Annotated in this window: 8 protein-coding genes; all 8 read right to left on the reverse strand. The window is 34.4% G+C overall.

From position 1 onward, the window contains the following. Nucleotides 1–103 precede the first annotated feature (103 nt). Entirely contained in the window at nt 104–2368 is a 2265-nt protein-coding gene (locus N4A45_07510; protein MCT4665063.1) for a hypothetical protein, read from the reverse strand. Between the two features lie 431 nt (nt 2369–2799). After that, nucleotides 2800–3099, reverse strand: a complete 300-nt coding sequence (locus N4A45_07515) for a hypothetical protein (GenBank protein MCT4665064.1) — start codon at nt 3097–3099, stop codon at nt 2800–2802. Between the two features lie 402 nt (nt 3100–3501). After that, nucleotides 3502–4518, reverse strand: a complete 1017-nt coding sequence (locus tag N4A45_07520; GenBank protein ID MCT4665065.1) for a hypothetical protein — start codon at nt 4516–4518, stop codon at nt 3502–3504. Between the two features lie 306 nt (nt 4519–4824). After that, on the reverse strand, nt 4825–6918 hold the full coding sequence (feoB, locus tag N4A45_07525; GenBank protein ID MCT4665066.1) for a ferrous iron transport protein B: 2094 nt from the start codon (nt 6916–6918) through the stop codon (nt 4825–4827). Beyond that, on the reverse strand, nt 6918–7127 hold the full coding sequence (locus N4A45_07530; protein MCT4665067.1) for a ferrous iron transport protein A: 210 nt from the start codon (nt 7125–7127) through the stop codon (nt 6918–6920). Before N4A45_07530 ends, feoB begins: the two co-directional genes overlap by 1 nt. Before the next feature lie 317 nt (nt 7128–7444). After that, nucleotides 7445–8518: a Cj0069 family protein gene (locus tag N4A45_07535; GenBank protein ID MCT4665068.1), complete on the reverse strand. Its 1074-nt coding sequence runs from the start codon at nt 8516–8518 to the stop codon at nt 7445–7447. 178 nt (nt 8519–8696) lie between these two features. Beyond that, complete coding sequence (locus tag N4A45_07540) at nt 8697–9116, reverse strand: CBS domain-containing protein (protein MCT4665069.1); 420 nt, start codon at nt 9114–9116, stop codon at nt 8697–8699. A gap of 318 nt (nt 9117–9434) precedes the next feature. After that, complete coding sequence (locus tag N4A45_07545; protein ID MCT4665070.1) at nt 9435–11666, reverse strand: peptide-N-glycosidase F-related protein; 2232 nt, start codon at nt 11664–11666, stop codon at nt 9435–9437. Nucleotides 11667–11776 lie beyond the last annotated feature (110 nt).

Raw genomic sequence — 11776 nt, forward strand, 5'->3', positions numbered from 1 at the left:
ATTGGTAAAGGTGATTGTTTTTAGATGTATAATTTGGTTTAAAAACAAAAGAGACTGTCTTTCGGACAGTCTCTTTTAGGTAGGTTAAGTAATTACACTATTGTTATTCTCTATAATCTAGAACACCATTACCGTTAGCGTCTGGATTAATGTATGTATAAGTTCTTATATTGGTATCTCCTGCCGTAATAGAAGTAGGTGTAAATACCCCCGCTGGGTATCCAAAACCGTCAATGATATCAATTGCATCATCTAATCCATCGCCATCTTTATCCTGTCCTGTAAGTGTTATGCTGTATTCATCAGTATCAGATGTACCATCTCCATCAGAATCAGTTGTTAAGAAGTCAGCAAGCCCTATATTATCTGTATCAGGTGCATTGTCAAGACTTAGACCATTGGGTTCAAATGAATCGTCAAGTCCATTAGGAAATGAAGAGCCTGGACCAAATTCGTCTTTTCCTGAAGGGATAATCGCATTACCAGGCTGTATTTCAAGGATGTTTGGGACTCCGTCATTGTCACTATCCAAATCAAGGTTATCTGCAATCATATCTCCATCAGTATCTCCATTAGTAACCTGAATACCAATATCGTCTATGGCTAAATCATTACCCGCTATGGCTACAGCGGAGTTATCTAAAACTTCAAGATCTAAGGCATCATATGGACCTGTGTTTACAACAACAGAATATTTTAACCAATCTGTACTGTTTATTACTCCAATAACCTGTTCTGATATTGTTTGTTCTGGTACAACATTTTTATTAATTAGCTTAATTCTCACATTAGGTTTTGCATATGATGCGTTATCGATGATGTTGGCAATATAAAGCGTTATCTGGAGATTGGTATTTTTGGGAAGTCCTGTAAGCGATCTACCATAAAAAGCATCGGTGGTACCTCCAGTTGCATTTACAACTAACATGTAACCATTATTATCAAGAGGAGTGTGATCGACATTCGGTACACCCGCTGGAGAGGCTTCCCAAATAGCATTACTAGCACAACTCATACTTACTTCAACACCATACTCTCCATCAGCTAGACCTACAGCAGTATTTGCAAAAGAATTATCACCATAGTTAGGAGCTGTTAACTGTTTTCTTTTACAAGTACCACTTGGTCCTAGAGTACCCGTTCTATTTGCTGTTGCATCACTACCGAAATCATCTGTCAACTGAAAAGATTTATCTTCGTTGGCATCAAGAATTCCATTTGCGTTGTTATCGACTTCTTTTGCATCATCAAGGCCATCTAGATCTCTATCTTCTGGACATGCGTTTAGGGTTGCTCTCCATTCATGCCCATTGTATAGGAAAATAGAACCTCCATCAATACAGCAGTTAATACAATAAATTAATTGGCCTCCTGTAGGTGAAGGGATATCAAACATTTGAGTTTTCGTTAGTCTTGGTAATAGAAACGCTTTGTCTGTTGTGTTTAGGTCTAATAAAGAAGACACATGGGGAGAAGATGTTCCAATACCTACTTGATTCATGCTTCCGTTAATAAAAAGCGTTCCAGTATCGATGTCTATATTATCGGTAACAGTTATATCAACATCAGCAGGAGTTGTTCCATCACCAGTATAGATACTTTCGGATTTGGCTGCTTCACCACTTTCTGATATAAGATACCAACTTGGTCTATTGGTTCCAAGATTTATTAAAGCGAATATGGCACTAGAGCTACCAGGTAATACATAGTCTGCTTCCGATCCAGAAAGGTTTCCTTTTGCTATGGTTCCACGTATTGTAATTTCTGCTGAAGCATCATTCCTAATAATTATAATTTTACCAATATTAGAGACAGTTGCTATTGAATGAACCGGTGGCTTAAATCTAATAATGGGTGCGTAATTTCCATTAAATGAAGCTAAAAGACTGGTCTCTCTCATGTCGACACATGCTGCACCTAATGGAACACCGCCGTTTCCAGCGCTTAAATCAGCATCTCCAATGAAAAGGGAATCAATACCTGAAGGTACATTTTTTTGATTGGTTCCAAGGTTAAACATTGGACTTGTTGGTGATGAACTTTCTGGTACAGCATTAGATTGTTGTATCCATTTTAAACCATTCCAAACATAGTATCCTTTTACGATTCTGTTTTCATCTACTCCAGTATTTGCCGTATTATATACCATAAGTCCTTCATCTGTTGCTGTCAGAGGAACCCCAGCGTTATTTACTGTTGTGTTGTCGTTGAGACCAGTTAAAGCTACTTTTGGTGGCATAAACCCTCTGTTTGTAGCACTTAGTTGAAGAATGGACGAGCCTTGAGGCGCTGTTGTTCCGATACCAACCTGAGCATTTAGAGGTAAAGAAACTAAAGCTATTAAGGCAAGTTTTAATAATTGTATCATATTTAAAGTTTTTTGTAATGATAAAGATTTAATAATCACCACAAATATAAAAATAAACTGTATTATAACAATTTATTTTTTAAAAAAATACACTTTTATCTATACTTTTAGTTTGTTTACCTTATTATTTCGTTGTTTCATCTATAGAAAAAGACTTGAGGTAATGTGTTTTTAGAGAGAACCTCAACAAAGTAAATGATAAATCATATGAGGGATTTTTATGGTTGTTGCTTACTTTTTTATACTTTATTGATTCAATTACCAAAAATTGACACGATATAGAATATTCATTCTTGAATAGATATTACATAATATTATCACGAATCAAAAAAAAGGTAACTATAAATTGATCATAGCTACCCTTTGAATAAATTTTCACCTAAAAAAAATCGATATCCTAAATTTAGGAGTTTAAAATATAGGTTCTACGACTAAATTACATTTACATTGATCGTTCTTGAAGTAGCTCCTAATACAACATTAAATGTAGCAGTACCTGAACCACTCGCTGTACCATAGATTGTAAATGTCAAATTAGTTCTAAAGGCACTATTATAAAGCCCAAACTCATCTAGACGCATGGTTAAGCCAGTAACACCAGTAGAGTTAAATGTTTTTGCTTGAGGAATATGCCCTGTACTGCTTGCAGGAGTGTGAGGCCATTCAAAAGAAGAATTAACAGCACCATTTACATCTCTTGTCACACTTATATTGGAAGGGGAGGCACTCATTCCAGCAGCATTTCCTTCTGGGTGAATTGTTAATGTTACAGTTATTGTATTTGAGTTTGCTACTTGTACATTAAATGTCGCATTACCTGCATTTTGAGGAATTCCAGCAGCAAACCCTCTTATACTCCCAGAACCTGCACTTGTACCAGAAGGGAAATGTAAACCTATTCCTGCGCAAGGAGCACCACAAGTGGTGGTAGGAGTTGCATTAATTTGTGGCCAAGATGAGTTAGGAGTTGCATTATTAAATGGAACACGAATGATATACCCAAGCGTACTACCATTTACGACTAAATTATCAGAACCACCTACAACGTGTCCATGATGATAAGGTCATGGTCTGTAAAGGTAGAATTGAATTCGTTAATTCCTTCCAACCACCAGTTCCAAGGTTAACCACTTTCATAACTCCATGGGGTCTAATAGAAAAAAGGCTTGGTGCTCCAGTAGAGCCTTCATATGAAGCTTGAACACAACGACAGGAATCGAAAAATTTGTTCTATTCATAACAGTAATCACCTTACCCTTGTACTCTTGTGTGTTTAAACTATTTTCAAATAAAAGCAACCTCGGATTGTTTAAGCCAGAGATATCTATAACTGATAAATCTCTAAAATCGACTCGGTCACAAATGATATTTGAGTTTAAAGTGAAGTAGGCATTATTATAAGTAATGGCATTCGCTGCATTAGAGTTTCCTATTGCCAAACCTTTCGTATTACCCGAAGTAACGAAAAAGTCTCGCCCAACAAAGTCTGTTGATTTAGTTGGAGATTTTCCTTCTTGAGGATGTTGAATTTGTCTCCAAATAGCACCATCATAATAAACAAATCCTTGCGGAAGCTGAGTCGCTTCTGTTGTGACGTTGTTCGTATTATAAACCATTAAACCTATTTGAGGATTCGAAATGGTTGTTATATCATTATTTCCGTTTAAAGAAACCCTAGGAATTAAAATACCTTTATTTGATGATGAAATATCCAAAGCAGCAGCAGCATTTGGGGAAGAGGTTCCAATACCTACATTACTATTCTGACCATGAACAACTAAACTGTTGTCTGTTCCATCAAAAATAAGATTATTATTTCCTTGGCTTACAGTTCTATTTCCTGTAAGAGTACCATCTGTATTGAATAAGTTTTCAGAAGAACCTCCCAACGGTTGCCACACACTCCCGTCCCAAAAATAGAAACCAATATCTGTAAAAGTAGCGTCTGTATTGGTTACAAAAACGAGTTCTCCAACATCTTTATCAGCAATTGCATTTGCTTGTGCCACGGTCATTCTTGGTGTTAGTATTCCTTGAGTAGTCGAGTTGATGTCAAGAATTCCTTTTGGTGAAGTAGTCCCAATACCTACTTGTGCTATTAAGCTATAAGTGAATAAATAAATTAGGAAAAAGGTAAAAAGTCTGTTCATATTTTTTCAGTTTATTTAGTTTTAAAATTCCTAAAAATCCGGTCAAATATATAGATAAAAGATATACCTTGTTATGCATTAAAGAGTTTGATTTTTTTTACTAATTTTTCCTAAGTTTAAATGAATGTTTTTTTATAAATACAAATCTCTATTTCAGGTATTTGTAATGTTTTACTCAGGTAAAAAAAAACGATATTTTTTTATAGTTATAACATCAAAATAAAGCTAAAAAGATTGCGTTATTACGTGTCGTTTTTTAATTCTTCAGAGGGGTATTTTAACGCAATTTTAAAGTTTTACAAAAAACTATTTATTCAATATCACAAAGGTTGCCCAAGCTAAAAAATACGCCATTCCAGTCATGACAGCTACTTGTAGAAGGGGCCACTTCCAGCTTTGTGTTTCTCTTTTTACAACTGCTAAAGTTCCTATACACTGCATGGCCAAAACATAAAAAACAAGTAGTGCCCAGGTGGTAGCAGGGGTGAAAATAGGTTTTCCAATGCTGTTTTTGCTATTGAGTAGTTTTGTTTTTAAAGTGTTTTCTTCGGCATCTTCACCGATACTGTTAATGGTTGCCATGGTAGAAACAAATACCTCTCGAGCGGCAAAAGAAGTAACCAGTGCAATCCCTATTTTCCAATCAAAACCGAGGGGTTTTATAGCAGGTTCTATCGTCTTTCCGACAATTCCAGCATAGGACACTTCAAGTTTTTTTGAAGCGATTAGATTATCCGTATCTTGTTCATTTAGGTTCTTCTCCATTGCTTCTTGTTGTGCTTCTTGCTGTGCTATATCCATTTTTTCTTGAGGTCCATAGCTAGATAAAAACCAGATCACAACACTCAGAATCATAATAATTTTACCAGCATCTATCACAAAAGACATGACTTTTTCTTTGGCACTCAATAAAACATTCGTCCAGTTTGGATTTTTGTAGGAAGGCAGTTCAAGAACCAGATAACTTTTAGAACTTTCTTTTAAAATCCATTTTAAAATGATCGAAACAAGAAGGGCAGCAACAATTCCAAGAAGATATAATCCAAAAAATGCCAGACCTTGCAGATTAATAAATCCAAAATAATATACAGGTTCTACAATCATTCCGATGAGTAGAACGTACACAGGGATTCTGGCTGAGCAACTCATAAAAGGGGTTACAAAAATGGTAATCAGTCTTTCTTTAGGGTTTTTGATGGTACGAGCCGACATGATGGCAGGAATTGCACATGCAGAACCCGAAATAAGTGCAATAATACTTCTACCATTAAGTCCAAATTTTTGCATCCAACTATCAAATAAATATACTGCTCGAGACATATATCCTATTTCTTCTAAAATGGAAAGTAGGACGAAAAGAATAAAAATTTGCGGGATAAAAATAACTACAGAGCCAATACCAGCAATAATACCATCGGCAACTAATGTTGATAACCAAGGTGTAGAAATGGCTTCACTGGCCCAATTTCCAAAACTTCCCATAAGTCCATCAATCCAGTCCATTGGGTAAGCTGCCCACGCAAAAATTGATTGAAAAACAAAGCCCATAATCAAAAAGAAAATAAGAGGTCCAAACCATTTGTGAGTAAGGATTCGGTCTATATTTTCACTTTTAGAGCTTTGGTTTGTATTGTTTTTAGTAGGGATGAGATTTTGAAATCCTTGAATTCTGGCTTTTGTTTCTTCCACTTGTTCTAAGATGTCCGAAAAAGCTGTTTTTTGTTTTATTTGATCTAATTCTTCAGGAATGGCATTTGGTATCCAATCGTGGTGAAGAAGGAGTTTAATTTGATAGGTTGATAAGTTTTGGAAATTTTTAGAAATCGAAAGAATTTCCTTTTCGAGTTCTTTGTTTAATTCATAATGAGAATAGCCGGTAGAGAATTTTTCATTCTTTAATGCTTCTCTTAGTTCTGTGAGCCCATTTGAATTTCTTGTTGAACAAAGTATTACAGTAGTACCAAAGTGGTCTTCAACCTTTTTCTTGATGTTTTTTGCAAAAGTATCCTCAGCTAAGTCAATCATATTGAGGCAAAGAAGCGTGGGGATTTTTAAATCAATAATTTGAGAAAAAAGCAACAACTGTCTTTCTAGATTATTGATATCTGCCACATAAATTATCGCATCAGGATAAATCTCAGCATTGGGTTGACAAAGTGTTTTGGCTACTTCTCTTTCATCAAAGGAAGTGGGATGAATAGAATAACTACCAGGTAAATCAATCAGTCTAATTTTTTTATTTCCTAGAGAAAAATGTCCTGATATTTTTTCAACGGTTACTCCAGGGAAATTTCCGACTTGTTGGTTCAGTCCTGTAAGTGCATTGAAAATAGAAGTTTTACCACTATTTGGGTTTCCTACTAAAGCAATAGTAGGGTTTGAGCTTAGATAACTATTCATTATTTTATCAAAATTTCATCAAGTTCGCTAATTCGCAATGCAAAGCATTCAGATTGTACCTTTATATAGGCATTGCTATGGTTTCTTCTTAGAATTTGGATTTCTTTCCCAATTGTTATTCCCATGGAAAGTAATTTTGAGGCTAATTCTAAGTCATCAAAGGAATGAATAATCCCGATTTGATTGGTATCTAATTCAGATGCTTTCATCGATGAAAAATTTGAGCAAATTTACTCACTTTTTCTATCTTTAACCAGTCTAAATTAAATTTATGTTAATAGTCACTATTCGAGGTCTTGATATTAGGCTGAAGAAATCTCCCTACAGTATCTTTCATCACTCTATTTATCAGTATAAACTGAAAGCAATAAAAAAAAGGCTTGAGAAGTAAAAACCTCTCAAGCCTTTTATATATGATACCGATACTTACTCCATAATACTAATTACTTGTTCAATATTTACTTCATTTATAATCAAGTTTTCATAAGGTATCGGCATTATACGGTGAGTAATTCCTTAAAAGGTATTATTTCCTATAAGCTGACCATCTAGTATTTACTGAAGCTTCTGCATCCATTAAATTAATAATTTCATCAGCAATGTTCTCACTGAGCTCTAAGTGGGTGGTAAAACCAACACAAGATGCATTTATTTCTCCTAAGACATAAATGTCTTTTTTAGTTTTCGCACTTGTGTCTAAAATGAAATCTGCTGTCCAGATAAGCGGTAATGCATAATTTCCTAAACGTTCTTGAATAAGTGGAAGACTTTTGGTAATAACCTTTACAAGGTCGGGCCATTTTTCTGGTTTATCATAGCGGTATTTGGCTCCAGAAAATAAGGTTGCCGAAAAGGAATTCGGTTTACTAGAAGGTTTTTTATGAACAATATTCACCACTTTATCTCTTAGCATGAGTACACGTATTTCCCCTTCTTTTATCCTAGGAAGGAAAGGCATGTCGAGAATAAGTCCATTGTCTCCTTCTAAATACTGGATACAGAATTCAAGGAAATCTTGAAGTGTTTTCTCTTCCGTATGGTTGTCTTTAGCTTCAGTTAGTATTAATACAGTATCCAGAGGAATTTCTTTAACTTTTGGATCCAATTTATCTTTTACTTCAACTTTCCAGATACCTTCTCCTGTTGAACCTCGGTTCTGTTTTATAACTCGATGACCTTTAGATAATGTTTTTGGGAAATTTTCTTTTAACTCTTCAAAACTATAATATGCATAAACATCATCGGGAACTAAGTTGTTTAATCCTTTTAATTTTTCTAATGAATTTTTTGCACCATAAACAGTCATAACATCTGGATGTGGTAAGCCTACAATTCCCTGAAGCACCAACTCCGTTAACATCTGGAAATATCCTTTCTCATCTGTAAGATTTCCTGGGTTAACTCGGCTGATATACGCATCTGCCTTATTAATGGTGTGTCTATAGATTTCTCCACGATTTTTATCATCATAGAATATAATTTCGGCTGTCCATCCTCTTTTTGTTAACGAATCGATAATTGGTTTTGAATCGTTTCTAAAGCCGTATCTTCCTTTATCTGAACCTCCTTGAGCTTCGAAGATAACCACATGTTTTTTCATTGTTTGTTTGGTTTGTTTTAATAGGGTTTATAAATTCTACACGTATCTTTTAGCCAATGACTTATTTTTCAACAAGAACTGGTTGGTATTTTGGAGCGTATTACAGTTTCTTGTATAAAACTCACGTATGTCGGTTCGAAATTAATCATCAAATCGACATACGTGTGTAAACTGTTTATTAATATTGCTCAATTAAATAGTTAATCAAATCCGTAGAGGTTACAATTCCCACAAGGTTTTCATTCTCTACAACTGGCAAAGCATGAAACTCTCTACTTGCCAACAGTTCTGCAGCATCTTTTACGGTTTTGTTTACATCTATTGTTTCTGGTTTTTTTACCATTACTTGCTCAAGTGTCAAGATATCGTAAACTGATGTATCTACAGTAAAATTATTTGGATCATAGTTATCCACAAAACTAATTCTTGCTAAATCGGTCATTGAGATAATTCCTTCAATTTTGTCTCCAGAAACTACAGGAATATGACGCATATTGTGTTGTCTGAATAATTTTTCGGCTTTGTCTAGTCCATCGTTGATCTGAAGTGTTACAACATCCTTTGTCATAATCTTGCTAACTGGTTCTCTTCTTTTCATAACTTTTTTTGTTTTTATTTTGGGTTATTACTTACTTGTTTTTACATTACTAAAGTAGTAGGTTTTCTAAATGTAGTACAAAACTTTTGTCATTTATAAAACAGATTTTACTCCTACTTTTTTTCATTTTTTTATTGTATATTCCCATAGCTCTAAACCAAAAAAAGCTTCTCTAATAAATTTTAGAGAAGCTTTTTTGATAGGTATTGATTTAGGCTTATACCAATTATTTGCTGAAATCACTCACATTCATTACTGGTTTTTTTTAGTAATGCATTGGGATAATACCAATGAGTAAATGAAACACAAAAAATGGTATTATTTCTGAATTGTAAATTTCTGTGTGAGTAAATCTTTGGCTGTTTCAATACTTAGTGTATAGTGCCCGTTTGGTAATTTACTTAAATCGATATTGTGTTCAGAAGAAAGTTCAGTAATGGTATTTGAATAAACTTCTTGTCCAAGATTATTGAAAGCTCGAATCGTTGTTTTTCCTTCAATATCTAAGTTAGAAAGAAGGAGGTTTCCTTGTGATGGATTTGGGCTAATATCAAAATCATTGTGAAGTGCAATTTCTTCTGTACCAATACTAGGGTCGGTAACAAAATAGTAAACTATTTTATTTCCAAAATTGGAATTGAATGTCTTAGAACCCGCACCAGCTTTTTTGAATTTCAACCAACCTGTTCCATATTGAGAATCTATTTGTTGAAAACCTGTTCTAAGTCCATTTCCTTGGCTATCTTCAAATTCAAATCGGTAACACCCTTGGAGTAATACAAAGGTATCTTTGTAAGTCGTATTTGCACTCAAAGCACCATTTTGATGCAAGACAACATTATTATTGGCATCATAAATTTTATAGCTAGACTCGTTAGGAAAGTTATTGGTTCTGAAATTGATAATAATTTTTTCTGAAACCTTATCAACTGCTTCAAAATCTGTTGTGAGCTTGTTGTCATAAGTATTTTGATCTGTTCCACCGTTTACTTCGGTAATTTCTGCATAAAAAGTATTGTTGATACTTTGGCTATAATTAGAGAAATCTAAAGAAGGTAAAGTGATGTCCATGAATTTCATAGAAGAGATATTTCCATTAAACACAAACTCTTTATCTACTTGCCCCGTGATTCCATACTTTATTTTTAAACTCGTAATGGTTTCTTTTCCTCTGTTTTGAACCTTAATTTTAGGTGCTCCACAAATCGGGTTAAATCTTTTATGGTCATACTTTTTTGATGGTGCCAAAATATCAGAAACTGCAGCATCTTTCATAGAGTTATATTCTCCATAATTCACTACATATCCAGAAATATTATATGAACCTCCATTTCCTGTATATTCTTGGAAATTGATATCAAAAGTATTAGTATCATTGGATTGAACATTCAAATCAATGTCAAATTCAGGAACAGCTTCTCCAGGACACCAGTTTGCACGGTCATACCACCATGTCCCTCCTTGTGGGTAGTGAGCATTGGATCCGCAATCATTTTTCCAGATAATATGTTGGGCAACTTGATTTCCGTTTGAGAGAACTTTAAACCATTTGTCACAAAACTCTGCACAGTTTTCTGGGTTATTATTCCCACCAAAACCATGACCTGTTGGAATAAAGTTTAGCACAGAATATTTTACATCAGAACCCGCATAGAATTTCTTTTGGTTCATATAGTTTTCAATAGTATGAACTCCATTTTCCCATTTACCGTAATCATGTCCGCCAGACCAAAAATGATGGATATCCTTGACATCTCTTGGTGGTGTACCTTGAGTGAAATGAAACTTTAAAGTTCCTGTAAAACCGTCAGACCATCCTTGATAGAATAATTTAATGACTTTGTCTCCTTTTAATAGGGGAGCAAGATCTGTAACTTCAAATTCATAGCGACGACCCCAAGATGCTGTTAAACCACCCGCATAAGGTGTGATAATTCTACCTAATTCATACTCTAATTTTACTTCAAAAACTTTATAATAATAATTTAGTTTTTTAATGATTTGCGTAGCGTTTGAAACAGATACTAAGGTAGAATCAGTAATTTGCCCGTTGGTGTCTACGGTATAGTTATATATATTAGTAGGATATACAAATTGTGTTCCTGTAGATGTTGTTGGATTAAGTGAATCCGAATAAAGGACTAAATCCATCTGAGCAATAGTATCTATAGACAAAGTATCTAAAACTCCACCATCATTTTCCACTGTATAGGTATAAACTTGGTCTGGGGTATAGTTAAAAGTGTCAGGAGAATTACCATCTACTTTAAAGTTTGGATGAGATTTTAAAGTGGAATCCATTTTGCCAGTCGGTTCTTCAAGTAGAATTTTTGTGGTATAATCCCATTGGCTACAACCTCCATCAGGACAACTGAGCACTAGCTCCATCATAATTTTTGAATAGGTTGTGTTGTTTGTTGGAAAAGAAGTGGTATCGATATATTTTTTGTACCATTTCATGTGAGTACTGTCATGAGACATCACTACGGTTGTTTGAGCAAAGGAACTTAAAATCCCGAGCAAGAAAAAAATAGGTAAAAGTTTTTTCATTGTTAGTTTGTTTAAACAAACGAAAGTATAATAATCAGATAAATGTATTTAGATAGTATATCTGTCAAAATTCAATCGTTTTAGATAAAGTTTGTGTTAAGATGTCGTGA

It is taken from the genome of Flavobacteriales bacterium, from assembly GCA_025210805.1.
Lineage (GTDB): Bacteria > Bacteroidota > Bacteroidia > Flavobacteriales > CAJXXR01 > JAOAQX01.